The sequence below is a fragment of the Aquimarina sp. MAR_2010_214 genome (genome assembly GCF_002846555.1).
GTDB lineage: Bacteria > Bacteroidota > Bacteroidia > Flavobacteriales > Flavobacteriaceae > Aquimarina.
This window is the reverse complement of record NZ_PJMS01000001.1, coordinates 1,320,174-1,346,480: the sequence shown is the minus strand read 5'-3', so window position 1 is coordinate 1,346,480 and position 26,307 is coordinate 1,320,174. Positions and strand designations below refer to the sequence as shown.

29 protein-coding genes are annotated in these 26,307 nt (G+C 32.9%); 23 read left to right on the top strand and 6 right to left on the bottom strand.

Going from position 1 to position 26,307, the window contains the following annotated elements; all coding sequences use genetic code 11:
- Positions 1 to 4 precede the first annotated feature (4 nt).
- From serS to ATE84_RS05890, 7 genes are all read left to right on the top strand, one after another.
- Entirely contained in the window at positions 5 to 1,276 is a 1,272-nt protein-coding gene (gene serS, locus ATE84_RS05920) for a serine--tRNA ligase (protein WP_101446688.1), read from the top strand.
- A gap of 58 nt (positions 1,277 to 1,334) precedes the next feature.
- The gene (locus ATE84_RS05915) at positions 1,335 to 3,122 is read left to right on the top strand and encodes a tetratricopeptide repeat protein (protein WP_101446686.1); all 1,788 of its coding nucleotides are present in this window, start codon (positions 1,335 to 1,337) and stop codon (positions 3,120 to 3,122) included.
- Positions 3,123 to 3,354: 232 nt separating this feature from the next.
- Positions 3,355 to 3,906, top strand: coding sequence for a DUF1572 family protein (locus ATE84_RS05910; protein WP_101446685.1), 552 nt, complete (start codon positions 3,355 to 3,357; stop codon positions 3,904 to 3,906).
- A gap of 32 nt (positions 3,907 to 3,938) precedes the next feature.
- Positions 3,939 to 4,253, top strand: coding sequence for a DUF4286 family protein (locus ATE84_RS05905; RefSeq protein WP_101446683.1), 315 nt, complete (start codon positions 3,939 to 3,941; stop codon positions 4,251 to 4,253).
- On the top strand, positions 4,246 to 5,103 hold the full coding sequence (gene rsmA, locus ATE84_RS05900) for a 16S rRNA (adenine(1518)-N(6)/adenine(1519)-N(6))-dimethyltransferase RsmA (protein WP_101446681.1): 858 nt from the start codon (positions 4,246 to 4,248) through the stop codon (positions 5,101 to 5,103). The genes ATE84_RS05905 and rsmA overlap by 8 nt, the downstream gene beginning before the upstream one ends.
- A 92-nt stretch (positions 5,104 to 5,195) precedes the next feature.
- Complete coding sequence (gene mgtE, locus ATE84_RS05895) at positions 5,196 to 6,551, top strand: magnesium transporter (RefSeq protein WP_101446679.1); 1,356 nt, start codon at positions 5,196 to 5,198, stop codon at positions 6,549 to 6,551.
- 63 nt (positions 6,552 to 6,614) lie between these two features.
- Positions 6,615 to 7,010 (top strand): thioesterase family protein, encoded by a 396-nt coding sequence (locus ATE84_RS05890; protein WP_101446678.1) that lies wholly within the window; start codon positions 6,615 to 6,617, stop codon positions 7,008 to 7,010.
- Positions 7,011 to 7,156: 146 nt separating this feature from the next.
- Here ATE84_RS05890 and ATE84_RS05885 read toward each other — a convergent pair whose 3' ends face one another.
- Both ATE84_RS05885 and ATE84_RS05880 read right to left on the bottom strand, forming a co-directional pair.
- The gene (locus ATE84_RS05885; RefSeq protein ID WP_158237189.1) at positions 7,157 to 9,475 is read right to left on the bottom strand and encodes a T9SS type A sorting domain-containing protein; all 2,319 of its coding nucleotides are present in this window, start codon (positions 9,473 to 9,475) and stop codon (positions 7,157 to 7,159) included.
- Between the two features lie 243 nt (positions 9,476 to 9,718).
- Entirely contained in the window at positions 9,719 to 11,365 is a 1,647-nt protein-coding gene (locus ATE84_RS05880) for a tetratricopeptide repeat protein (RefSeq protein ID WP_158237188.1), read from the bottom strand.
- Between the two features lie 91 nt (positions 11,366 to 11,456).
- On the opposite strand from ATE84_RS05880, the gene ATE84_RS05875 reads away from it, so the two are divergent.
- From ATE84_RS05875 to ATE84_RS05850, 6 genes are all read left to right on the top strand, one after another.
- Positions 11,457 to 12,398, top strand: a complete 942-nt coding sequence (locus tag ATE84_RS05875; RefSeq protein WP_101446672.1) for a 2-hydroxyacid dehydrogenase — start codon at positions 11,457 to 11,459, stop codon at positions 12,396 to 12,398.
- A complete protein-coding gene (locus tag ATE84_RS05870; RefSeq protein ID WP_101446670.1) occupies positions 12,392 to 13,012 on the top strand; it encodes a hypothetical protein in 621 nt (206 codons plus the stop codon). Before ATE84_RS05875 ends, ATE84_RS05870 begins: the two co-directional genes overlap by 7 nt.
- 25 nt (positions 13,013 to 13,037) lie before the next feature.
- Complete coding sequence (locus ATE84_RS26765) at positions 13,038 to 13,454, top strand: response regulator transcription factor (protein WP_101450848.1); 417 nt, start codon at positions 13,038 to 13,040, stop codon at positions 13,452 to 13,454.
- A gap of 101 nt (positions 13,455 to 13,555) precedes the next feature.
- Complete coding sequence (locus ATE84_RS05860; RefSeq protein WP_158237187.1) at positions 13,556 to 14,077, top strand: DUF4199 domain-containing protein; 522 nt, start codon at positions 13,556 to 13,558, stop codon at positions 14,075 to 14,077.
- 13 nt (positions 14,078 to 14,090) lie between these two features.
- Complete coding sequence (locus ATE84_RS05855; RefSeq protein ID WP_101446667.1) at positions 14,091 to 14,549, top strand: DUF1801 domain-containing protein; 459 nt, start codon at positions 14,091 to 14,093, stop codon at positions 14,547 to 14,549.
- Positions 14,550 to 14,559: 10 nt separating this feature from the next.
- Positions 14,560 to 14,943: a VOC family protein gene (locus ATE84_RS05850; RefSeq protein WP_101446665.1), complete on the top strand. Its 384-nt coding sequence runs from the start codon at positions 14,560 to 14,562 to the stop codon at positions 14,941 to 14,943.
- Between the two features lie 63 nt (positions 14,944 to 15,006).
- On the opposite strand, the gene ATE84_RS05845 is transcribed toward ATE84_RS05850, so the two are convergent.
- Positions 15,007 to 15,429 (bottom strand): hypothetical protein, encoded by a 423-nt coding sequence (locus tag ATE84_RS05845; protein ID WP_101446663.1) that lies wholly within the window; start codon positions 15,427 to 15,429, stop codon positions 15,007 to 15,009.
- Positions 15,430 to 15,637: 208 nt separating this feature from the next.
- Here ATE84_RS05845 and ATE84_RS05840 point away from each other — a divergent pair, with 208 nt between their 5' ends.
- From ATE84_RS05840 to ATE84_RS05820, 5 genes are all read left to right on the top strand, one after another.
- Positions 15,638 to 16,009, top strand: a complete 372-nt coding sequence (locus tag ATE84_RS05840; RefSeq protein WP_101446661.1) for a TM2 domain-containing protein — start codon at positions 15,638 to 15,640, stop codon at positions 16,007 to 16,009.
- A gap of 83 nt (positions 16,010 to 16,092) precedes the next feature.
- Positions 16,093 to 16,416 (top strand): helix-turn-helix transcriptional regulator, encoded by a 324-nt coding sequence (locus tag ATE84_RS05835; protein WP_101446659.1) that lies wholly within the window; start codon positions 16,093 to 16,095, stop codon positions 16,414 to 16,416.
- Between the two features lie 21 nt (positions 16,417 to 16,437).
- Complete coding sequence (locus ATE84_RS05830; RefSeq protein WP_101446658.1) at positions 16,438 to 16,923, top strand: DUF6428 family protein; 486 nt, start codon at positions 16,438 to 16,440, stop codon at positions 16,921 to 16,923.
- Positions 16,924 to 17,421, top strand: a complete 498-nt coding sequence (locus ATE84_RS05825; protein WP_101446656.1) for a GNAT family N-acetyltransferase — start codon at positions 16,924 to 16,926, stop codon at positions 17,419 to 17,421.
- A 59-nt stretch (positions 17,422 to 17,480) separates the two neighbouring features.
- Positions 17,481 to 17,909, top strand: a complete 429-nt coding sequence (locus ATE84_RS05820) for an arsenate reductase ArsC (RefSeq protein ID WP_101446654.1) — start codon at positions 17,481 to 17,483, stop codon at positions 17,907 to 17,909.
- A gap of 99 nt (positions 17,910 to 18,008) precedes the next feature.
- Here the strand turns inward: ATE84_RS05820 and ATE84_RS05815 are convergent, their stop codons facing one another.
- From ATE84_RS05815 to ATE84_RS05805, 3 genes are read right to left on the bottom strand one after another with little or no spacing between them, the layout of a single operon-like run.
- Positions 18,009 to 19,817, bottom strand: a complete 1,809-nt coding sequence (locus ATE84_RS05815) for a lysophospholipid acyltransferase family protein (protein WP_101446653.1) — start codon at positions 19,815 to 19,817, stop codon at positions 18,009 to 18,011.
- Positions 19,818 to 19,870: 53 nt separating this feature from the next.
- Entirely contained in the window at positions 19,871 to 21,124 is a 1,254-nt protein-coding gene (locus tag ATE84_RS05810) for an aspartate kinase (RefSeq protein WP_101446651.1), read from the bottom strand.
- Positions 21,125 to 21,173: 49 nt separating this feature from the next.
- Positions 21,174 to 21,653 (bottom strand): GNAT family N-acetyltransferase, encoded by a 480-nt coding sequence (locus ATE84_RS05805; protein WP_101446650.1) that lies wholly within the window; start codon positions 21,651 to 21,653, stop codon positions 21,174 to 21,176.
- A gap of 175 nt (positions 21,654 to 21,828) precedes the next feature.
- Here ATE84_RS05805 and fbp point away from each other — a divergent pair, with 175 nt between their 5' ends.
- The 5 genes from fbp (at position 21,829) to ATE84_RS05780 (ending at position 26,289) form a co-directional block, all read left to right on the top strand.
- Complete coding sequence (gene fbp, locus ATE84_RS05800; protein ID WP_101446648.1) at positions 21,829 to 22,827, top strand: class 1 fructose-bisphosphatase; 999 nt, start codon at positions 21,829 to 21,831, stop codon at positions 22,825 to 22,827.
- A 240-nt stretch (positions 22,828 to 23,067) separates the two neighbouring features.
- Positions 23,068 to 23,421 (top strand): fructose 1,6-bisphosphatase, encoded by a 354-nt coding sequence (locus ATE84_RS05795; RefSeq protein WP_024769913.1) that lies wholly within the window; start codon positions 23,068 to 23,070, stop codon positions 23,419 to 23,421.
- A gap of 18 nt (positions 23,422 to 23,439) precedes the next feature.
- Positions 23,440 to 24,264, top strand: coding sequence for a cell envelope biogenesis protein OmpA (locus ATE84_RS05790; protein ID WP_101446646.1), 825 nt, complete (start codon positions 23,440 to 23,442; stop codon positions 24,262 to 24,264).
- On the top strand, positions 24,251 to 24,745 hold the full coding sequence (locus tag ATE84_RS05785) for a Rab family GTPase (RefSeq protein ID WP_101446645.1): 495 nt from the start codon (positions 24,251 to 24,253) through the stop codon (positions 24,743 to 24,745). Before ATE84_RS05790 ends, ATE84_RS05785 begins: the two co-directional genes overlap by 14 nt.
- A 2-nt stretch (positions 24,746 to 24,747) precedes the next feature.
- Entirely contained in the window at positions 24,748 to 26,289 is a 1,542-nt protein-coding gene (locus ATE84_RS05780; protein WP_101446643.1) for an ATP-binding protein, read from the top strand.
- The last annotated feature ends 18 nt before the right edge of the window (positions 26,290 to 26,307 follow it).

Genomic DNA, 26,307 nt, shown 5'->3' with positions numbered 1-26,307 from the left:
CATCATGTTAGTAGTACAAAACATCATAGCAAACAAAGGTGCTTATATAGAAGCTTTGGCAAAACGAAATTTTGATGCCGCTTCTGTTATAGAAGAAGTTATTAGTCTAGACGAGAATCGCCGTGCTACACAGGCCAAATTAGATAATACTCTGGCTGACTCAAACAAATTCTCTAAAGAAATAGGGATGTTGTTCAAAAATGGAGAGCAGCAAAAAGCAAACCTTCTGAAGGAGAAAACTGCACAACTAAAAGAAAGTTCTAAAGAGTTATCGACAGAGCTTACCAATATCCAAGAAAAATTAATACAGTTACTATATACCATTCCTAATATTCCTCATGATTCTGTACCAAATGGTCAAAGTGATGAAGACAACGAAGAGATTTTTCGCGAAGGGGATATTCCTGTATTAGAAGAAGGTGCATTACCACATTGGGAGCTTGCCAAAAAATATGACATTATTGATTTTGAATTGGGTGTAAAAATAACCGGAGCAGGTTTTCCCGTGTATAAAGGTAAAGGTGCACGATTACAACGTGCTTTGATTAGTTATTTTTTGGATAAAAACACTGAAGCAGGATATAAAGAATATCAGGTCCCTCATCTGGTTAATGAAGCATCAGGATATGGTACTGGACAATTACCCGATAAAGAAGGGCAAATGTATCATGCAACCGGAGATGACTTATACCTTATCCCTACTGCAGAGGTTCCTGTGACCAATATGTTTAGAGACGAATTGTTACAAGAAAGTGATCTTCCTATTTGTTGTACAGCATATACGCCATGTTTTAGGCGCGAAGCAGGTTCTTATGGCGCACATGTGCGTGGATTGAATCGATTGCATCAATTTGATAAAGTAGAAATTGTGCGTGTAGAAACTCCTGAAAATTCATACAAGGCTCTTGATGGGATGGTAGATCATATAAAAAGCATCCTTAACGATTTACAATTACCATATCGTATCCTACGTCTTTGTGGAGGGGATATCGGATTTACTTCTGCACTAACATTTGATTTTGAAGTTTTCTCTACAGCACAGGACCGCTGGTTAGAGATTAGTTCTGTATCTAACTTCGAATCTTATCAAGCTAATCGCTTAAAATTAAGGTTTAAAGATGCAAACGGAAAAAACCAATTAGCACATACGCTTAATGGAAGTTCTTTGGCATTACCTAGAGTACTTGCAGGTATATTAGAAAATTACCAGACCCCAAAAGGTATCAAAATCCCTGAAGTATTAGTTCCTTACTGTGGATTTGAATATATAGATTAAGGGATCCATAACATATTACTAAAGCGCATTTTGCTATCTTTACAAAAAAACTTGCAAAATGCGCTTTATCTTTTTCTACATCTCCTTTTTATTTGCTTTTTCGACGTTTGCGCAGTCGGAGCAGTTAGCAAAAAACTATATCCAGCAGGGACAATTCGAAAAAGCACTTTCTGTTTATAAAAAATTATATGCCAAAAACCCAAACCGAATCAATTATTTACTAGGATTGGTAGAATCTCATCAACAATTAGAACATTTTGATAAAGCAGAGAGCATTCTAAAAAAGAGAATTGAGAAAGTTCCAAATAATTCTCAAATTCTGGTCGAATTAGGACATCATTATGATCTACAAGGGAAAACAGAACAAGCTCGTACCTACTATGATAAGGCTATAGAAAACTATAGTAATAATAATGCAAATCATGCATATTCGCTTGCTCAAACCTTTGAAAAATATAGTTTATTAGATGAAGCCGCATTGATTTATGAAAAAGGGATGAAGAATAATCCCAGAGCTAATTTTAATGTACAATTAGCTAAAATTTATGGAGAACAGGGAGAACTAGAAAAAATGTTTAATAGTTATTTGGCTTTATTACGGTTACAACCTAATTATATAAATATTGTACAACGAAATTTTAGTGATTACATAACAGATACCCCAACGGGTGAGGCAAATGTTATATTTAGAAAATTATTGATTAAAAAACTTCAACAGAATCCCGATATTTTATACAACGAAATGCTAAGCTGGCTTTTTGTACAACAAAAGGAATTTAAAAAAGCATTTATACAAGAGAAAGCAATATACAAGCGTAAACAGGAAAGTCCAGAAGGTATCATAGATTTGGCCAGAATTGCTATTTCGGAGAAAGATATTAAGTCTGCAGTAGAAATTCTAAATTATATTTTGGAAACACCAGCTTCAAAAGACATGAAGCTTACAGCACATAAAATTATCCTGAAAGCAAAAGTAGATAATGCTTCTAAAAAAGAACATAAAACTATTATAGAACAATATAATACCGTATTTAAGGAATATGGAAAAGGCAGAGAAACTATAGGATTACAAATTGATTATTCACATTTTCTTGCATTTAATCAAGATAAAAAACAGGAAGCTATTCGTTTTTTAAAAGATATACTGGATAGAGAACCGTTATCAAGGTTTCAATCCTCTAGAATAAAAATGAAAATTGCAGATATCCTGGTATTAGATCAAAAATTTAATCAGGCATTAATTTACTATACTCAGGTACAAAATGCTTTAAAAAATAATTTCCTAGCACAAGATGCCAGGTTTAAAGTCGCAAAAACCAGTTATTACAAAGGGGATTTTGCCTGGGCACAAACGCAACTCGATGTACTAAAATCTTCTACCTCTCAATTGATTGCTAACGATGCTATGGAATTAAGCTTAATTATCAGCGATAATTCTCTTGAGGATTCTACTCAAACCGCTTTAAAGATTTTTGCAAAGGCTGATCTATTGGCCTTCCAGAGTAAAAATCAAGAAGCTATTACTATGTATGAAATTATCTTGACTCAACATAAAGGTGAAAAGATTGAAGATGAAGCTTTTTTACGACAAGCAAAACTATTTGAAAAAGAAAAACAATTCGAAAAAGCTAAAATTAACTACCTGAAAATTATCGAATTCTATACCGAGGATATTCTTGTTGATGATGCCTATTATTGGTTAGCCGAACTCTATGTAAACGAACTAGGGGAACCTGAAAAAGCTAAAGAATTATATGAAAAGATAATTTTTAATCACGCTGATAGTATTTATTTTGTGGAAGCACGAAAAAAATACAGAACCTTGCGAGGAGATGCCATAAATTAAATATCCATTGATTTCCAAAAGATCTTTACACAACGGGGGACACAGGCTGTAATTTTTCTATTACACTAGTACATAAAAACTACTCTTTTCTTTATATCCTAAAAACAGACAATACATAGATTAAATCGGCAATTTATCTTTTTAGACATAATTACTCTATATTAGGTCTTTGCATCTTTGTAACTTTGTGCGAGTATTATAATCTATTGTACAAATACTTTGAAAAAATAAAATGATAGAGGAATATTTAGAGAATATTAAAAAACAATTTAGGTCTTATAAAACTGTTGCAGATAAAACCATCTCACAATTAACCCAAGAAGATCTTTATTGGAGATACAATACAGAGAGCAATAATATTGCATGTATCATTGTTCATTTATCAGAGAATATGACATCACGATGGACAGATTTCTTCAATAGTGACGGAGAAAAAGACTGGAGAAATCGTGATGATGAATTTTTAGAACAGAACTTGACGTATGATGAAATTATTTTAAAATGGGAAAACGGATGGAATTGCCTTTTTTCTAGTCTGGAGTCATTAGATTCTACTAATTTTAACACTCCTATTTATATCAGAAATAAGGAATATAAATTAATAGAAAGTATTACCAGACAGATTGCTCATTATCCATATCATATTGGACAGATAGCATATATAGGAAAAATGATTTTAAATGAAAGATGGGATTCGCCTTCTATTCCAAAAGGAAAGTCAAAAGAATACATTCAATCAGAAATCAAAGAGAACATAAAAAAACGCAGTAATAACAATGTATAAACTGTTATTCATTGTCAACTAACACCTATAAAATGTACATATATAACGTTACCATAAATATAGAAGAAACTATTCATGATGAATGGTTGGATTGGATGAAAAAGGAACATATACCCGATATGCTTTCTACAGGAAAGTTTAGCAAAGCTTTAATGACCAAAGTATTGGTAGAAGAAGAAATGGGAGGTGCCACCTATTCTGTACAATACACGACCAATAATAAAGCAACTTTACAAAAATACTATGATGAAGATGCAGATCATCTTAGGTCAAAATCTAATCGTTTCACGGGTAAATTTGTAGCATTTAGAACAGAATTAGAAATTGTAAGCGAACAAGATGGGTAAACCAAAAAAAAATAAAAAATACAGTTCTAATCCCAAATCTTCTTTTGAAAAAACTGCTGTAAAGGCAAAAAAACACCTGGGTCAACATTTTCTAAAGGATGAAAATATAGCCAAAAAGATTGGTGACACACTTACTTTGCAAGGCTATAAAAATGTTATTGAAATTGGCCCGGGAATGGGTGTTCTTACCAAATATATCCTTCAAAAAGATCTCGATGTCATCGCCATGGATCTGGACAAGGAATCTATCGAATATCTTAACACCAATTTTCGTCTAGAACAAAATGAAACACTAAGAGGTAATACTACATTTAGGGTAATCGAAGCAGATTTTCTGAAATTTGATCTAGATACTATATTTACTAAAGAGCAATTTGCCATAACGGGTAACTTTCCGTACAATATTTCTACTCAAATTGTTTTTAAAACATTAGAAAACAAAGATCGTATTCCCGAATTCACCGGAATGTTTCAAAAAGAAGTCGCCCAACGTATTTGCGAAAAAGCGGGTAGTAAAGCCTATGGTATCCTTTCGGTGCTTACACAAGCATTTTATGATGCTGAATATTTGTTTACTGTTCCTCCCGATGTTTTTAATCCTCCCCCTAAGGTAGATAGTGGAGTATTGAGATTGATTAGAAAAAATGAATATGCGCTACCTTGTGACGAAAAATTATTTTTCAGAGTCGTAAAAACTGCTTTTGGGCAACGTCGTAAAACCCTAAGAAACAGTCTTAAAACTTTAGAATTGAACGATGAGATCAAAACATTAGAAATACTGACTAAACGACCTGAACAATTATCTGTAGATCAATTTATAGAATTAACATTATTAATTGAAAAGCAATAGGTTAAGTGATTTAACACCTCCATAAAGTCCAATTAAATTCTTTGGTTATCTTTGTGAGCGTTTGTGCGGGGAGATCACTAAATACAGAGTATATGCAATTTCAAGTTTCTAATGAGTTAATCAAACAGGTACGGCACCTCATCCGGGAAGAAGGTGATACTCGTCTGCGCGAAATACTTAGTGAAATACATTTTGCTGATGTTGCAGAAATTATTAGTGAACTTGATTTATCTGAAGCTACCTATCTTATTAAATTATTAGATAGCGAAAAAACCTCTGAAGCTCTTATGGAGCTCGAGGAAGATTTTCGTGAACGTATCCTTAAAAACCTTTCTGAAAAAGAGATTGCAGAAGAGTTAGAAGAAATGGATACCGATGATGCCGCTGATATTGTTGCCGAACTTCCTGATGATCGTGCAGAAAAAGTAATTGCTGAGATAGAAGATGAAAAACGTGCAGAAGATATTAAAGAGCTTCTTACCTATGATGAAGATACTGCAGGTGGACTCATGGCCAAAGAGCTAGTAAAAGTAAAAGAAACATGGACCGTAGCGGGGTGTGTTCGAGAGATGAGACGACAGGCAGAAAATGTTACTAGGGTACATTCTATTTACGTTGTAGATAAAGATGGAAAGCTAAAAGGTAGGCTATCTCTTAAAGATTTACTTACAGCCTCTGCAAAAACTCATATTAGCGAAGTATATATCCCTAAAGTAGATTCTGTAGATGTAGATACCGAAGGAGAAGAAGTTGCTCGTATTATGCAAAAATACGATCTTGAAGCCATTCCTGTAGTAGATAATGAAAACGTATTAGTTGGTCGGGTAACTATAGATGATATTGTAGATTTTATTAAGGATGAGGCCGAGAAAGATTATCAATTAGCTGCAGGTATTTCTCAAGATGTAGAAGCAGATGATAATGTATGGGAACTTACCAGAGCACGATTACCATGGTTGATTTTAGGCCTTTTTGGAGGATTAGGAAGTGTATTCATCATGCAGGGCTTTGAAGGTGTAATGACCAATCCAAGAATTAGAGATTTATTTTTCTATACACCACTAATTGCTGCAATGGCAGGAAATGTTGGTGTTCAATCCTCTGCAATTATAGTACAAGGATTGGCAAATAATGTAGTAAAAGGAAGTTTATTAAATCGACTATTAAAAGAAGTGAGCCTTAGCTTAATTAATGGTGCTGCATTAGCACTACTTATTATTGTTTTTGGTTTTATAATGAACTATGAAATCTCGTTTAGTATTACTATAGCAGCAGCACTTATGAGTGTTATTATTGTAGCTGCACTTATTGGCACTTTTGTTCCTATTATTCTTGACAAAAGAGGTATTGATCCTGCAATTGCTACAGGTCCTTTTATTACAACCAGTAATGACATTTTTGGGATCTTCTTATTCTTTTATATAGCAAAACTTATTTTAGGATTTTAGATCATAAATCTTCTTTCAAATTTTAAAATAATTGTACTTTTATTCTATATAACTCACCTATTCATGAAATCCAAAATTTTTGAATTCCGTTTTACAGTACCAAAGTCTGCAATAGATGATATGGATCATGTAAATAATGTAGTATATCTACAGTGGGTACAAGATGTTGCCAAAAAACATTGGGAATCCGGAACCAATGAAGATATTAGGAATACTTATGTTTGGGTAGTTCTTAATCATTATATAGAATATCATAGCCCTGCTTTTGAAAATGATGAAATCACGCTACAAACCTGGATTGATAACTATAGAGGTGTTAGAAGTGAACGCCATACCAAAATAATAAACACAACCACTCAAAAAGTATTGGTTTCGGCCAAGACAAGTTGGTGTTTTTTACATAAGAAATCATTACGGCCAGCAAGGATACCTGATGAAATCATTTCTTTATTTGTTTAATGTATAAATTCTAAATACAAATCTAAAGGAGTGATCAAGTACTTCGACATAGCTAGTACAGGCAGGAGGATTGTATCGAGAATAGTGATTTGCTAAAAAAAGCTTCGCCATACAACGAAGCTTTTTTGTTCTTATACTTTAAATTCTTAATTTTTGATCACCATCTTTTTGGTATTGATCTTTTGGCTTCCTACATACAATGTATAGAAATACGTTCCAGCGGATAAACTATCGCTATTAATATTTACTTCTTCTGTACCTGTTTTATGTAAAGGAACGGTTGATATGACTTGACCCATTGAATTACTAAAAACAATAGATGCATTAGTAATACCATTAGGCAAATAGTATTTGATCGAAGATGTTCCGTTAAACGGGTTTGGTATATTTTGATATAATATAGGACCTAAGTTTTTATTACCTTGACTATCACAGGCACAATTTTCTACAGTGTCCAACCTTGATAAAACATCTGTTATTTGCGTCTGTAGTGAAGAAATAATGGGAGAAAGATCAACAGATACTGCATCACCACCTTCTATTGTAATCGTAAGATCTGTACCACTTAATGTAGCAGAAGTTAAGTTTTGATTATCAGAACTGGTGAGTGCTGTTGATAAATCTATAGTGTTGGTCCCTCCAGAAATACTTAATGTACTACCAGCTAAAGACAATTCTTGCGCATCGGTATTATCCAGGTATCCTGAAAGATCAACCGTTGTACCATCATTAGTCAAACTAAGCGTATTAGAAGATAAATTTAGATCCTGAGCATCAGTATTATCCAGATATCCAGATAAATCAATAGTTCCTGCAGCTCCAGAAATACTTAAAGTATTCGTTGCTAAAGATAAGGCTTGACTATCTGTGTTGTCCAAATAACCCGAAAGATCAACCGTTTTAGTAGCTTCAGCATCATCTAATAAAGAAAGTTCGAGATCATCACCATTTAACTGAAACTCATCTATGGTTTGATCATCGGTATCTGTATTAGTATCTATGGTAGAGTTAATCCATTGTGTTCCATCCCATACAAATAAAGAAGAAAGATCAGTATCATATACGAGCATTCCTGCTTCAGTCGCTGCCAAAGGATTACCACTTGCCGCAGCAGTTTCCATGGCGGTACGTTGTGTCGTGGTCAATCTGTTTACCAAAAATCCTTTATCTATATCTGCCAGTTCTAGTGACGCATTTTGATTTGCCGCTACTGTACCAATTCCTACACTCATGCGATTGGTAGTAGTGCTTCCTCCTAATGCCATCGTATTCGCTTGAGTAACATCTACATCGTACCCAATAGCTGCAGCATATGAATTGGCTGTACTACTTTGCGACCCAATCGTAATTGAACCTCTATTTCCTGTAGTTCTGGCGGCGTGACCAATAATCACCTGATCATCTCCAAAAACCGATACAGAATTTCCTAAAAAGATATTTCGGTTATTCTTACCATCAGAGCTCCCATCGGATCCTGTACTATTAAAATCAGCTTTCCATCCCATTCCTATATTATCAGACCCTTCTCTATTCACACCTCCAGTTAGTGCCCCTACATAAGTATTTCGATTTGCATTATTTCTTTCATTAGTACGATTATTATCCCAACCTGTACCATAACCGATAAATGTGTTTCCATCTCCATACTGGCTATTAGCACCTGCGGCATACCCCAAAAACGTATTCGCAAAACCATCAACATTATCCAAACCTGCACCAGAACCTACAAACGTATTGGCTTGACCTGTTGTATTTCGTTCTCCTACCCCATCCCCTAAATTATTAAAATCATAATCAACTCCATTACCCAAAGAACTAGGTAGTGAGTAATTGCTTTCTCCACCAATAAAAGTATTACCGCTGGCTGTCGTTGTATTTGCTCCAGCCCTACTTCCTACAAAGCAATTGTCTTTACCTGTTGTTAAATCATATCCTGCATCTTCACCAATGAGTACATTATCGCTTCCCTCAGTAAGAAACGCACCTGCTTGTTCTCCAATAATAGTATTGTCATATCCGGTAGTTAAATTGCCTCCTGCTCGATGCCCAACAACAACATTATCATTTCCGGTGGCATTCCTGGCTACATAATTTCCAATAAATACATTATCAGATGCACTAAGAGTTCGATCAGCAGCAAATGTTCCGATAACAATATTATCTTCAGCATCAATACCAGAAGTATTTTCATTTAATAATGCTCCGGCCATACCTCCTATCAAAATATTACTATATGACACTCCCAAGGAGGCTCCCGCGCCAGGACCTATAGAAAGGTTCCAATCTCCAGAGGTAAAAGATGATCCAGGAGTAAATGTTTGGGTGCCATCATAAGGAGCAGGTGTATGTGTATTGAAATCTTGCGTTGGTGTTACTGTTGCTCCATCAAATTGATTATTTGTCTGCGCTTGTGATACAGTGATCAATAAAAAAAGTGCTAAAACGAAGGGTAGTTGTTTTATCATATTTTGGGATTTATTGGATATTAGTGCAAAAATACTACAAATATCTGATTTTAAGATAGTTTTAACAGTGTCAAAAGGTGTCATTTATAATGATTAGCTCAAAATACGTAGTGCCACGTATGGGATTGCGTGAAGTTTTATGATCGTATAATCTGAGCCTGTCGAAGACTACACTTCGACAGGCTCAGTGTACGGATTCGACAAGCTCTATACACAGGATTAAGCACAACATAGACAATTCATTTAGACTAACTCCTGGATAAACTTCTCAAGTTCAATTTCTGAAGAAACTTGCATCTTCTTACGAATACGGCGTCGCATAGATTTGACTGAATCTGAAGAAACGTTACGAATAGTCATGATTTCTTTGATAGAGAGATTTAATCGTAGTAATGCACAGACCTCTCGTTCTCCTTTTGTGAGTTCGGGATATAATTTTTGAAGTTTAGTATCAAAACTTTTATTAACTACTTCTATTTTTTCTTGCAGACCTGATAATTTACTTTCGGTTTCAATTTGTAATCGTAATTGGGTGGTTAAAGAACTAAGAGACTTCTTAATATTTTCTGGCTCAGCCCCTATAACTTCATTTTTTATTTTATCCAACAATTCTTCTTTAAACGCCAAACGCATGCTATTATCAGCAACAAGTCGTTTGATGTCTTCTTCTTTCGCATTAATTTTCTGATCTAATATCTTTTTTTCATTCTCATATGTAGCCTTCGCAAGTTTTGAACGTTGTTGATAATTGCGTCGTATTAGATAACCAATAACTCCACCTCCAATAAGTGTAACAAGTAATAAGGCAAAGTATAATTTCTTTTTTGAAGATTCTGTTTGTGCCACAAGTTCTACTTCTCTTTTCTCTTGCGCAAATTTGAGGCTATCTACAGCAAGCTGCTGTTCGTATTTATATTTAGTCTCCAGATCTACCATCTTTTGATAGTTCTTCTCATTCTTGACTTTTATCCACCACTTAGTATATTCTAAATGATATGAATACGCTTTTTCATAATCTTTGAGATCTGCATAACTATTACTTAACCCCAAATATCTAGAATGCAAAACAGCTTCATTTTTTTGCTCTTTAGACATAACAAGAGTCTTATTATATAGTTCGATCGCTTTATGAGGCATTCCTAAAACTCTATAGGTAACTCCCAAAGCAAAATAACCAGATTCTAATCCTATTTGATTATTTGCTTTTTGATGCATCTCTACTGCTCTCTCAAGATATGGTATGTTTTCTTTATACCTTTTTTGTCGTCTTAAAAAGAAAGCATAATTCGCATTGGTAGCCGCGATAGATTTGGTTTCATTAATTGAATCTGCAAGTTTAATCGCTAGAAGATGATGTTGTTCTGCCTTAGTACTATCCTTTATATTTAGATAAAGAATCCCATATCGACTCAATGTCCTAATAATTTCTATTGTATTATTGTATTTTTTACTCAGAGCGTATGCCGAGTCCAAATTAACCTTCGTTTTTTCAAATTCCGACTGATAAAGCCATAACCAAGCTGTTTGAGAATAGGTATATCCCAAGGTATATGTTTCTCCTATTTTTCTTTTTAATTTTAAGCTTTCCTGAAGGTTCTTTAGTGCGGGGCCAAACTTGTTTTCTCTTCTCAAAAAATAGGCAAGCTGTTCTAATATAGAAGCCTTTTTTAATAAAAATTCATCTTTGGATAATAAGCTCTTATCAATGATCTCTATGGCGCTTTCAAACTTTTTCTTTGCTTCTACAAGATCATTATCTTTTATTTCTATTGCCTTTGCATATAATTCTTCTACTTGTAGGCTATCATTTTTTATATCATTTCCTTGAGCAAAAAGAGAGGTTATAGTAAAAAGACAAAAAATTAAAACAAGAACAATTGATGACTTCATCTTAAATATTTCTAAAATTAAGGGATGATACATACCAAAGATACTGTATCTAATCTTTTATTAACTAATTTTGATGATCTATACAAAATATATGAAAATACTTCACCTCGATACAAACCATCCTCTACTTTTAAGTCAACTCAAACAGGCGAATTTTCAAAACGATGTAGATTATACTTCTAATAAAGAAGAGGTCGAATCCAAAATCCATATGTATGATGGGATTATTATCAGAAGCCGATTTACTATTGACAAAGCTTTTTTAGACAAGGCAAAAAACCTAAAATTTATAGGACGTGTAGGTGCCGGGTTAGAGAATATCGATATCGAATATGCTTTAACGCTAGGAGTTAAACTATTTAATGCTCCAGAAGGCAATCGTAATGCTGTAGGAGAGCATACATTGGGAATGATCTTATCTCTATTTAATAAATTGAATAACGGGGATCAAAGTGTACGAAATGGGCAATGGCTTAGAGAAGCACATCGTGGCATAGAACTCGATGGTAAAACTGTGGGTATTATTGGATATGGTAATATGGGTAGAGCCTTTGCCAAAAAACTTCGTGGTTTTGCGGTAGAAGTTATATGTTACGACATCAAAGAAGATGTAGAAAACAGTGATGCGATGCAAGTCGAACTTGACGAATTATTTGAAAAAACAGACGTATTAAGTCTACACACTCCAGAAACTCCAGAGACTATAGGAATGATCAATAACACGTTCATCAATAAATTTAAAAAACCATTTTGGTTAATCAACACTGCTCGTGGAAAAAGTGTCGTAACCGCTGACCTGGTTGAAGCCATTAACAATGGTAAAATTCTTGGTGCTGGTCTTGATGTTTTAGAATATGAAAAATCCTCTTTTGAGAATTTATTTGCTTCAAAAAAAGAAATACCAGATGCGTTTGCCTCTTTATTAAAAATGGATAATATAATCTTGAGTCCTCATGTAGCAGGCTGGACTGTAGAGTCTAAAGAAAAATTAGCACAAACCATAGTTGATAAAATTAAAGCAGAGTTTTGTTAAAACAAGCATTTATCACATTATTATCAAACTACACAACGGATGTTGGTTATATCAAATCTTTATGGGATGATGTTGTAAAGTACCATAGCAAAAAGAATAGGTACTATCACAACCTTTCTCACCTAGAACATCTTTATCATAAACTAACCGAAGTTAAAAACGAAATCAAAGACTGGGATATAGTCTTATTTGCTTTGTTTTATCATGATTATATCTACAACGCACTAAAACAGGATAACGAGGAACAAAGTGCAAAGAAAGCAGTAGGAATCTTAAGTTCATTATCTATTGAAGATAATCGAATCACTCTTTGTTCGGATATTATATTGGCCACCAAAGGACATCATATTTCAGAAAATAAAGACATAAACTACTTCACAGATGCAGATCTCTCGATATTAGGAAGTGATTGGAAAAACTATGAGGAGTACTTTAAAAATGTAAGGAAAGAATATAAGTACTATCCCGATTTTATGTATAACAAAGGAAGAATCAAAGTTTTAAATCATTTTATAAATATGCCCGCCATCTTTAAATCTGAATACTTCTATAAAAGGTTTGAAGCTAAAGCAAAAGAAAATCTTCAACAAGAAATTGATTTGCTTGCTAAGTAAATTTCAGTTTTATTACATTTATAGAGTGAGGAAAACAATTTTTACTTTTGCCGCTTTAGTCGTCGCAATACTAGCTCTTTTTCAGTTAAGTAAATACAGTATTATTACAGGAGATACATCAATAGAAACTGTAATTGCCATAATCGCTGTTATTTTTTTTGTAATTGGCGTTATAATAAACAAAAGAGTCCTGCATAAAAAGAAAAGTCCTACGCAAGAAATAAATTATCAAAAAATTGAAGAATTAGGCTTAAGTAAACGAGAATATGAAGTCTTATGCCAGATTGCTTTGGGATTATCAAATAAGGAAATAGCCGAAAAACTCTTTGTTTCAGAAAGTACTGTAAAGACTCACGTTTCTAATATGTTAGTAAAACTAGATGCCAAACGTCGTACTCAGGCAATACAGATTGCAAAAAAACTACAAATTATACCTCTTTAAGGCATTTCAACCCTATATACTGTAAATTTCATACTTTAGTATGAATGCTATTTATTAGTCTAAATTTACTTTTGAGACTAACAATAAACACTTATAAATCAATGAAAAATACAATTATACGTTATGGATTACGAAGTGCCATTTCTATATGTTTGTTAGCACTTGCAGGATGGTTTTTAGGAAAAAATCTAGATTATTCTATTCAAGAAGTAATTGGGTATGCTGGTATTATAATATCACTGCTTTTTGTGTTTCTTGGAATTAAACAGTATCGAGATAAAGAAAATAATGGTATTGTTTCCTTTGGAAAAGCATTATTGATAGGTGTACTTATCACTCTTATTGCGGCTTTGGCATTTGGAATATTAGATGTAATTTATATAAAATATATCAATCCGGATTTTATGGCAGAATACTATTCACATTATGTTGAACAGATGAAAAACTCTCTCCCACAAGCCGAACTTGAAGTAAAATTGGCAGAGTTAGAAGCTCAAAAAGAGTTGTTTTCTAACCGGTTTATAAGCTTCTTTTTAATGTTTGCTACAGTCATGATTGTTGGATTTATAATTTCGTTAATCTCTGCACTGATTCTTCAACGTAAACCCAAAAGAAGTAACTAAAACATCAAAAGACATGCAATACGAAGCTAAAACACCAGATGAATATATAGATGCAATTCCTGAAGAAAGAAAAGAGGTTATGCAAAATATTAGAAAGGTGATTAAAGAACATCTTCCAAAAGGTTTTTCTGAAGTAATTAATTATAAAATGATTGGTTATGTTGTACCACATGAGTTATATCCATCTGGATATCATTGCGACCCTAAGCTACCGTTACCATTTATGAATATAGCTTCTCAAAAGAATTTTATAGCAATCTATCATAGTGGTATTTATGCAAATCCCGAATTAATGGATTGGTTTGTTAAAGAATATTCCAAGCATGTAAAAACAAAATTAGATATGGGTAAAAGTTGTATCCGTTTTAAGAAAATAGATCAGATTCCGATGAAATTGATCGGAGAATTATCAACCAAAATGACTCCGCAAGAATGGATTGCTATGTATGAATCTAAAGTAAAAAACAAATAACAATATAACTATGAAACGAGTAACAGGGATAGGGGGCATATTTTTTAAAACAGCAGATCCTAAAAAAACAAAAGATTGGTACAGAGATCATCTAGGATTTAATACAGATGATTATGGATGCACATTCTGGTGGAAAGACAAAGAAGGTAACGATTGTTCTACACAATGGAGTCCTTTTAAAAACGACACCACCTATTTTGCGCCAAGTAAGAAAGAATTTATGATGAATTTCAGGGTAGAAAATCTAATCGAACTTCTAGAAGTGCTCAAAAAAGAAGGAGTAACTGTAATTGACAAAGTAGAAGAATATGAATATGGTAAATTTGGATGGATTATCGATCCAGAAGGCAATAAAATAGAACTTTGGGAACCCGTAGATAAAGCATTCTTATAAGGTATTAACAAAAAAGGTTGACTATATAGCCAACCTTTTTTATATACAATTTCATCTAGAATATTACATAAAGAATAATAAAGATGCCACAATCATCCAGCAACCTACTATTATTCCTAAGATACCTAGCTTACCTTGTTTTGGAGCCAATTTCTCTCTAAGGCGATTCGCTTTTTCTTTTGCCTCTTCACTTTTGGATAAAAAATATTTGCTGATGAGACCAAATCCAAGCATAAATCCTAATGTTGCAGAAACAATGTTTCCTGCCAACAAGGTTATCCACCAAATAGGATATGTTGTAAGCCACCCCAGATTTAAAATTGCAGAAATAATACCCCAAATACCCCAAATACAAAATATGAACCCAATCCAACCCTGGTAAGGCTCGATTTTTTCTAAAAGTTCTTTTGCATTTGGTTTTTTAGATAATAGCAATGATGGTACTGCAAGAATACTTAAAACGATTAATGAGATTCCCCATATCATAGTTTTCAAATTTAAAAGGTTAGTATTTGTTTTTTTATTCAAAGTTGTTATACCAAATATAGTAATAAATATGACTTATCAAAATACTCCATGCTATAGCTATCGTATATACTAATGATTAACACTCTCAAATATTCTGCTAATCTTCTAATTTTTAATTGATATTTTTTTGTAATTTTCTCCAAACTAATAAATCATTTTGAATAATATGAGCGAAGAAAACAATAACCTAGGAGACGACATAAAAAAAGGAGCAGAAGAAGCGGCAGAAACTGTTAAAGAAGCAGCCAGTGATTTTGCAGAAGAAGCTAAAGAATTTGTTAATTCTACAGATAACAAAAAAATGTTGGCTGGTATCTTAGGAATACTTTTGGGCTGGTTAGGAATTCATAAATTTATTTTAGGATATAATAAAGAAGGTGTTATTATGCTTGTTTGTGGACTTCTTGGTTTTTTTACCTGTGGAATTACTTCTTCGATTTCCGGAATTATAGGGCTAATAGAAGGTATTATGTACTTAGTAAAATCTGATGATGAGTTCTATCAAACGTATCAAGTAAACAAAAAACCTTGGTTCTAATCATAATAAAAGCTGGAAATTTTAACTTTCAGCTTTTTTATTACATTTTATTATCGTAATATTGCGATATTATAATATCAATTATGGGAATTACCAAAACGCAAATATTCGATCAACAACAAAATGAATTGGCACAGTTCTTCAAAATACTAGGGCACCCTGCTCGTATTGCCATTCTTCAATACATAAGTAAACAAAATGCTTGTATCTGTAATGATTTGGTTGAAGAAATAGGATTAGCACAAGCTACAATATCTCAACATCTTAAAGAACTAAAAAGCTTAGGATTACTTAAGGGAGAGATTGAAGGTAAAAGTATGTGCTACTGTATCGATATCGATCGATGGACAGCTTTGCAAAAAAATCTAAACTCATTTTTTAATACGACCAAAAAGAATTGTTGTTAAATCTATTAATTATTAAAAACTATGAATACATCAGACTTTATAACACTATTAGCAGAACACCAAGATAAATCATTACTATTCGAATATGCTCCAGGAATGCTGGTAGGAACTAATTATCACATTACCGAAGTAAAACATGTTACCGTTGATGCTGTGGATTGTGGCACTGGTACCGATTTCTGGAAAGAAACTATTATTCAACTATGGGAGAGTCCAAACGAGTTAGGTAAACCAGAATATATGAGCACTCTTAAAGCTTTAGGAATATTAAGAAAAGTAGGAAAGATGAAGCCTTATGAAATGGACGCCGTTGCTAAAATAGAATATGGAAATACTATGTTTCATACAGCGCAATTGCATATTTCAGATTTTGAAATTAAAAATGATCAGTTGATCCTAAAACTAACCGTAAATCCAACAGATTGCAAGGCTAAAGAAGTTTGCGGAATTACAGAAGCCAATTCTGAAGAAACTGCTTCTTGTGCACCAGGTAGTGGTTGTTGCTAGATGGATACTACAATCAAAATAACATATTTTACCCAAGAGGATTGGCCCACAATCTCTTCAATCTATAAAGAGGGAATTGATACAGGGATTGCCACTTTTGAAACTCAGATACCTACTTGGGAAACATGGGATGTTTCGCACATAAAATCGTGTAGAATTAAAGCAATCAGCAAAAATACTATTGCAGGTTGGGCAGCCCTATCCCCTACTTCAAAAAGAGAAGTATATAAAGGAGTAGCAGAAGTTAGCATTTATATAACATCAAAATATAGAGGTTTGGGTATAGGTAAACTACTTTTATACAAATTGATTGAGGAAAGCGAAAAAGGAGGATTTTCGACCTTACAAGCTGGAATATTTAGGAATAACAAAGCTAGTATTGATTTACATAAATCTCTAGGATTTAGAGAAATAGGGTATAGAGAAAAAGTGGCGAAACTAAATAATGTCTGGTACGACAATATACTCTTGGAACGAAGAAGCAAAATAATAATATAACCACAACAAACACCACAAATTCTCTTCTAGAAAGAGGAAAATTAAAAGAGAAAACACTTATGAATATTTTAGTATTATGCACCGGTAATTCCTGTAGAAGTCAAATGGCAGAAGGATATTTAAAACATTTTGCCAAAGACAACGCAACTATTTATAGTGCTGGAGTAGAAACACATGGAGTAAATCCCAGAGCAATAGCTATTATGAAAGAAGATGGTATTGATATCACTACTCATACTTCTAATAACCTAGATGAATATTTAGATGTGCAATTTGATTACATCATTACGGTATGCGATAATGCCAAAGAAAGATGCCCTTTCTTTCCTGGTAAGGCAGAACGATTGCATTATAATTTCTTTGATCCATCAAAGATAGATGGTACGGAAGAAGAAATTCATACTGCATTTACAAAAACCAGAAATCAGATTAAAGAATATTGCAAAGATTTTGTAGAGAAAAACATATTGAAAACCATATCTCAATAAAGTAACAACTAAAAAAGGTCTCGCAGATTTTAAAATCTGCGAGACCTTTTTTAATTTTATAATTATCATTTTTACAGTAAATTCAAATTACAAATGGTATTATTTATCACCATTTTTAAAATATTTCTGCTCTAATTCTGCCTGAAATTCTTCCATAACAGGTTTTACAGTACTATCGGGAAGATCGGCGATACGAATATACATTAAACCATCAACTGCATTATTAAATAATGGATCAACATTAAATGCTACTACTTTAGCATTTTGCTTAATATATTTTTTAATTAAAACCGGAATACGAAGACTTCCTGGTTCTACTTCGTCGATAATTTTATCAAATTTATTCAGATCACTTTTACTTTCATCAAAAACGAAATCTTTATCAGCATCTTTTAGCTTTACCTTAAATTCCTTTTTAGGTCTAACATATTGTGCTACATAAGGATCGTAATAATGAGATTTCATAAACTCTATCATCAGAGATTTAGAAAAATTACTAAATTTATTACTAATACTAACTCCTCCAATAAGATACTTATGTTCAGGGAAACGAAGTGTACAATGTACTATACCTTTCCAAAGTAAAAATAATGGCATAGGACGCTGTTGATATTCTTTAATAATAAAAGCTCTACCCATCTCGATAGATTCATTCATCATTTTATGTAATTCTGGTTCAAATCTAAATAAATCCTGAAGGTAAAACCCGTCAATACCACGACTAGCATAAATCTGTGAACCCATTCCCATTCGATATGCTCCAACCATTTTTTTTGCTTCACTATCCCATAAAAACATATGATGATAATATTCATCAAAAGGATCCAGATCCAACGAATTATTAGTTCCTTCTCCAATTTCTCTAAATGTAATCTCTCTAAGCCTTCCTATTTCATGAACTACATTTGGGATATGCTTTTTCTTTGCCAGAAAAACTTCATAATTCTTACTGGTCAATAATCGTTTATCATGATCTCTACAATATTGCAATTCTGATTCTATCGCATTGATATTTCCTTCAACAGCTATTTCTTTAGGTGATTTAGGCAATTTCAAATTTTGAGGAATCGATTCTCTTAATGTCTTTTTCTCAAAAGGATTGGCTAACATATACGTTTTCTTGCGTAAGAAATTCGTAAAATCCTCAAGATTAGTATGCTCTTCCTGATCTTTTACAGAAACCGGATTACCAATTCGTACCTTGATTACTTTATTTTCCTGAGAAAAAAGCTCACTCGGCAATTTAGCTGTTCTTAAGATATCACTCATAGAAGCTAAACGATAAAAAAGTCTGCTATTACGAGCATGAAAATATATAGGAATTACAGGAACTTTTGCTTTTTGAACTAATCTCATTGCACTTGGTTCCCACGGTCTATCTACATAATTCTTTCCTTCTCTAAAAGTAGATACCTCTCCTGCCGGAAAAATACCTAATGGTTTCCCTTCTCGAAGATGTAAAATAGCTTCCTTAATTCCTTTATGACTAGACTTTGCTTCTTTTCTATCCTCAAAAGGATTGACAGGCATAACATAAGGTTCTAATGGTTTAAAACTATGCAATAAAAAATTTGCGATAATCTTATAATCAGAACGATGTTCAAGCATTAATTTAAGTAATACCCCTCCATCAATTCCTCCAAGCGGATGATTTGATAATGTAATAAACGGTCCTTCTTTTGGCAATCGTTTTAAATCTTCTTCAGGGATTTCAAAAGTAACGCCATATAAATCAAGTGTTGTATTTATATACTCCAGCCCTTTTAAATGGCTAAGTTTATCATACTGTCGATTTATTTTTGATATCCGGGTAACTTTAAGAATCACCCAACCAATAAAGGTGCCTATAAAACCAATTTTTTCCATTTTGAGCCCCGCGGCTACTTCTCTTGCTGTGACTATGGGCATTAAATACAATTTGCGCTAACTGCAAATATAGCAAAATCCTTGAATTGATATCACTAATCTCTGGATACCATTTGATAAGTCTCTCTGGTTATTTGTTTTAGCAAAATTTCTTTATTTCTTTCTAAAGAGGTAATAGCTTCATTTGTAAAGTGTCTAATCGTAAATAAGGACACATTTGTATTATAAGTAACTCTAAATTTTGCTTTAAGTTTACTTAAAAGTTTTTCAAAATGATCAAATTTATCGTCAAGGCATACCGAAAAACTAATTGCAGAATTCTGAATCAGATCTACTTTTATATGATATTGATGAAAAAGACTAAAAATCTCACTAATATTATTTTCGACGATAAATGAAAAATCCAAAGAAGAAAGTGAGACTAAAACCTGATTTCTCTTTACAATATAACAGGGTAAGTGAGGGTCCAATGGTTGGCCTTTCTTTACAGAGGTTCCTTGATCAACAGGGTTAAGAAAGGATTTAACATATAGCGGTATTTCTTTACGCTGTAAAGGTTGAATCGTTTTTGGGTGAATTACAGAAGCTCCATAAAACGCAAGTTCTATCGCTTCTTCATAAGAAATATGAGACAATAATTGGGTTTTATCAAATACCCTGGGATCTGCATTTAGCACCCCTGGCACATCTTTCCAAATACTTACACTATCTGCATTTAAGCAATATGCCAAAATCCCGGCAGTATAATCACTCCCTTCTCTGCCCAAAGTAGTAGTGAAATTATTCTCATCAGATCCAATAAATCCCTGAGTAATACTAAGACCATTTTTATTAACCTTTTCAAGTATCAAGTGTTGGGTAGTTTCCCAATCTACCTCGGCATCTCTATAAATGTTATCTGTTTTAATAAAATCTCGTGCATCTAACCATTCATTCTGGTACCCTTTGTGATTTAAATACTCACTTACAATGGTCGTTGAAATTAACTCTCCATAGCTTACTATTTGATCATAAACATAATCATATTGAGTTGACTTATTTCTAGTCAATGTTGTTTGCATATCTAGTAAAAGCCCTTCAATTCTATCAAAAACAGGGTGTTGTTTGTTTTCAAAAAGTGCTTCTAGAATTTCGTTATGATAAATCTCCAGATCTCGAAGTGATGTTTTGAGTTCTTTACTATTGTTACTATATAATTCGACAATACGCTCTAAAGCATTGGTTGTCTTTCCCATTGCGGAAATAACAATTACAAGATTAGAAAACCCTGTTTTATCAAGTACATTGAGTACATTTTTTACCCCATTAGCATCTTTTACAGATGCTCCACCGAATTTAAAAACTCTCATTAACCAAGTGTTTCTTTAATAATAATTAGATAATCTTATTTTGAAAGCATTATGATTCTGACACAAATTTATTAACTCCATCCTGATCCATTTGAACCAAATACCAATCTTTTAAAAGCTTTGCTCCGCTTTTTTCATAAAAATCAATAGCAGGAGTATTCCAATCCAAAACAACCCACTCTACTCTTCTCACTCCTTTTGATTTAGCGTATTTTAGCACTTCTTTATATAATGCTTTACCCAAACCAGTTCCTCTCATAGATTCTTTAACGATAAGATCTTCTAAATGAATAGAACGTCCCTGCCAGGTAGAAAATCGATAATAAACCAAGGCTATTCCTACTATTTCATCTTTTACTTCTGCTACAAAACAATGAAAAAGCGGATGATCTCCAAAACCCTCACGTATAAGTTCTTCAACAGTTATTTCAACCGCATCAGGTTCTTTTTCAAAAATTGCCAATTCTTGGATTAAACCCAACACTTGAGCCATATCTTCTTGTTTGGCATCTCTAATTACATAATTCATAAAAAAAGTTTATCAAAACTATAAAATATGTATTAGAAATCAGATAATTTTCTAATGTTATGCGGTCACATTATGTGTTTTTGTAATTCTTAATGGACTTTAATAATTAAAACTTCCGAAAACGTTATAGTTGCCTAAAAAATAATACTTTTGCAGCAACTAAATTTCACCATAAATGACAAGAAGAAATCAAACCTTAGGAGAATTTATTATAGAGAATCAAAATGATTTTCCGTATGCAAGCGGAGAGCTTTCTCGTTTGATCAACTCAATTCGATTAGCTGCAAAAATGGTGAATCATGAGGTAAACAAAGCTGGATTAGTTGATATTACGGGAGCTGCCGGAGAAACCAACATACAAGGTGAAGATCAACAAAAATTAGATGTTTTGGCTAATGAGACCTTTATCAACACTCTTACAAATAGAGAGATTGTATGTGGAATTGCCTCTGAAGAAAACGATGAGTTCATTACTATAAAAGGGCAAAAAAACGACCATCGCAATAATTATGTGGTTCTTATGGATCCATTAGATGGGAGTTCTAATATAGATGTTAATGTTTCTGTGGGAACCATTTTCTCGATCTATCGAAGGATAACGCCAACAGGAACTCCTGTAACTTTGGATGACTTTTTACAACCTGGTAATTTACAGGTAGCAGCAGGATATATCATTTATGGAACCTCTACTATGCTTGTCTACACTACAGGTCATGGTGTGAATGGTTTTACATTAAATCCTGCATTGGGAACATACTATTTATCACACCCTAATATGAAATTCCCGGAAGACGGTAACATATACTCAGTAAACGAAGGTAACTATATTCATTTCCCCCAAGGGATTAAAGACTATATCAAATATTGCCAGGAAGAAAAAGAAGATCGCCCATATACTTCGAGATATATTGGTTCTCTGGTGAGTGATATTCATCGTAATATGATAAAAGGAGGAGTGTATATGTATCCAAATACTTCAAAATCTCCTAATGGAAAACTTCGCTTATTATACGAGTGCAATCCTATGGCATTTATTACTGAGCAAGCTGGCGGTAAGGCTAGTGATGGATATAGACGAATCATGGATATTAAACCGACTCAATTGCATGAACGTACTCCTTTTATTTGTGGTAGTAAAAATATGGTTGAAAAAGTAGAGTCGTTTATGAAATAAGTCTAAATAGATAAAATAACCTTATTTTTATTATCCTTGTATATCGAATATTTGTATTTTTATAGAACTTCGATATATCCCTATCTTAAGAATTAGAATAAAACGTACAACGCAATCTTTTTAAAAGAATAAGATTTTGAATTAGTAAAATTAACATTATCGCTATTATAGCGCCTTTTCTAACGTTTTTATGTTAATTTTACGTGAATTCAAAATTAAGAATCTAATAAACCGATTAAAATGGCTAAAGAAAATAAAGCTGTTGAAGAAAAAGTTGCTGATGACCCATCTTCAAAAATAGAAGCAATAAAGAATCTGATTTTTGGGGAAAATATTGCTGCTTATAATTCAGAGTTTGAAAAAGTAAAAAAAGAAATTACTTCAAAAAAGAAGGAGCTTGAAGATTTTATCGATGATACCCGTAAAGAGTTAAATCAAGCAATTGACAATCTAAGTACAGATATAAATATCAGAATTACTGAATTAGAAGATAATTTGGCTGATAAAACTGATATGCTTGACACCAAAAAAGTTGATAAAAAAACATTGGGAGATCTTCTTATCAACCTAGGCGAGAAAATCAATCAAAAATAATCCAATCTGTCCTAAATTATGGAAGAGCAGGATAAACTTAAAATTCTTAAAGAACTTCTTTTTACAGAAGAACACGAATTTGCCGATTCCATTGCTCAAAAGATTGATGATTTAACCAAAATTGTTCACCAAAAAAAAGAGCTCTCCAATAAAGTCGATCCCATAATTGATGACAGACTAGAGGAATTCGTACAAGAAATCCCTAAAACCTTAGGGCCAACCATTACAGAAACCTTACGAGAAGAAATCCAAAATTCCCAAGATGCTGTAGTAGAAGCTTTATTTCCTATCATTGGTAAAATGATCAAGAAATATATTGCTCATGAAATGAAATTATTGAGTGAAAACATTACTAGAAAAACAAAAAAAGCATTTTCTTTCAGAAATTGGTTTCGCAAAACTAAAGCCAAGGTTCAAGGAGTTAGTGAAGGTGATCTTGCTATTACAGATTACGCAAAACCAAGGTTAATACAAATGTTTGTTATCGAAAAAAACTCTGGTATATTACTTGCAGATTATAGCCCATTATCAGATGGCACTATAGATAAAGAAATGGTTGCAGGAATGCTCACCGCTATAAAAAGTTTTGTTGAAGATGCTTTTGAAGGAGGGAATCAAAATTTAGAACTCATAGAGTATGAATTGTATACCATACATATACAAAATTTTTACTCGTATTATGTAGCTGCTGTAATTTCTGGAGCATATACTATGATGTTTAAAGAAGTTTTGGAAGATCAGATTATAGATTTTGCTAAAAATCATATTTCTAGCAAAGATTTAGAAAACAGCACCCTTTTTACTAAAAAATTAAAAAAATATTTTGCAGATGAAATTGTCTAAAAAAGTAGTGCTTTTAGGGCACTTTGGCGTCGGAAAAACATCTCTATTCAGACGTTTTATGGATAACGAATTTTCTGAAGAATACAAGGTAACCCTTGGAGTTCAAATAAAAAAGAAATTGATACAACTTCCAGATGGTAGAGAGTTATCTATGATCATTTGGGATACAGAAGGGCATTCTATTAGTATAGAAGACACCAGAAAATCATACCTTCTTGGATCGCATGCCTTTATTTATGTCTTTGATCTTACCAGAGAAGAAACATACGCAACGCTTACTAAAGATCTTGAATATCTTAAAGAAAATTACATCAAAGTACCAGCCAGAGTGTTAGGTAATAAACTTGATCTGGTTAATGAAAAAGAAATCAGAAGCCAACTTACAGCAAAAAACATTCCTTTTGATGGCCTAACCAGTGCTAAAACAAATAAGAATGTCGAGAGTTTCTTTTTAGATTTGGCAGAAGAAATAACCAAGTGAGCATGACGAAACATCAGAACGACCATTCGCAATTTAATCCACAAGTACAAATTATTCATGTTACTTATGATAGTATCATTACAGAAAGTGATGCTACTTTTTTTGATTGGAAAAAAGGCTCCTTAATTTTTGATGCTCATCCCTTTTTTGAAATCCTACGAGAATTTGAAAAAAACACCTCTTCTGATAAAAAAGAATTAAACTTCCCTTGTATTCACCTAGAAGATGGTGAAACAGAAAAAATTTGCGACGTCACGTTTACTCTTGAAAAAGAAGAAATTATAATTATTCTTTTTGATTATACAGGAAAATACAAAGACCTGAATCAAATAGCACAGCAAAAAAATGAGTCAATTTTATTAGCTAAAGAATTAGAACTTAAAAACAAATACCTTTTAGAGAAAGAAGAATTTAAGAATAGTTTTATTGCTAATATTAATCATGAAATAAGAACTCCTCTCACAAGTATATTAGGGTTTGTAGAAGTTCTAGAGAAAACCAAATTGACTTTTGAACAAGAAGAACTTGCCAGAATTATAAAAAGAGAAAGCCTTCATCTTAATGCCCTGATAGATGATATGATTGATCTGTCTAAAATAGAATCAGGAAAACTAAAGATTGTAGAAGAACGTTTTTCTTTTCAGAATTTAATAGATGGGTTTCATGAATCTTATGCTAAGGTAGCTGAAGAAAAGCAAATTACTTTTGAGACCAATATAGACCCCAGCATTCAAGAATATCTTATCGGAGACAGAACCAGAATATATCAGATTTTAAATAATATCCTGACCAATGCTTTCAAATTTACTGAAGAAGGGAAGATTATCTTTTCGATAACCAAAAATTATCAACGTACCAATAAGCTAAGTCTTAATTTTAAAATCGAAGATACTGGGATTGGTATCATGGAAGAAAACATCCCTTATCTTTTTGAGCGATTTACTCGCTTTGATCTTGACAAACGAATTTCTGGTACTGGTCTTGGACTTGCTATAGTAAAGAACCTAGTAGATCTCTTAAATGGAAAGATAGAAGTAACCAGTGAGCCCGAAAAAGGAACTATGTTTAATATAAAGCTTCCATTTAAATTTGAGATCACAAAATCAACTCCAGAACGAAAAAAGAAAAAATATACCTTACCAAAAAGCGCAACTAAATTTAGAATTTTAGTTGTTGAAGATGAAGAAATAACGCAGTATCTAATTATGAAGGTATTGATCTCGCAAGGTAATTTTTTTGTTGACATTGCTATTAACGGCGAAGAGGCAATTAATTATATAGAACGTCGCAAGTATGACTTGATTTTGATGGACCTTACGGTTTCCAAAATAGATGGATATCAAGCTACTCACATGATTCGAAATAATTATGGAGATAAATTCATTTCAGAAGTACCTATTATTGGTTTTTCTGGGAAAGCTAGTGATGCTGCCAGAGATAAATGTATACGATCTGGGATGGATGATTTTATAGCAAAACCTTTTGAGCAGGAAGAATTGATTTATAAAATCACAAAACAAATAGCAAAAAAAGCAGCCAATTAGGCTGCTTTTTTATCATGT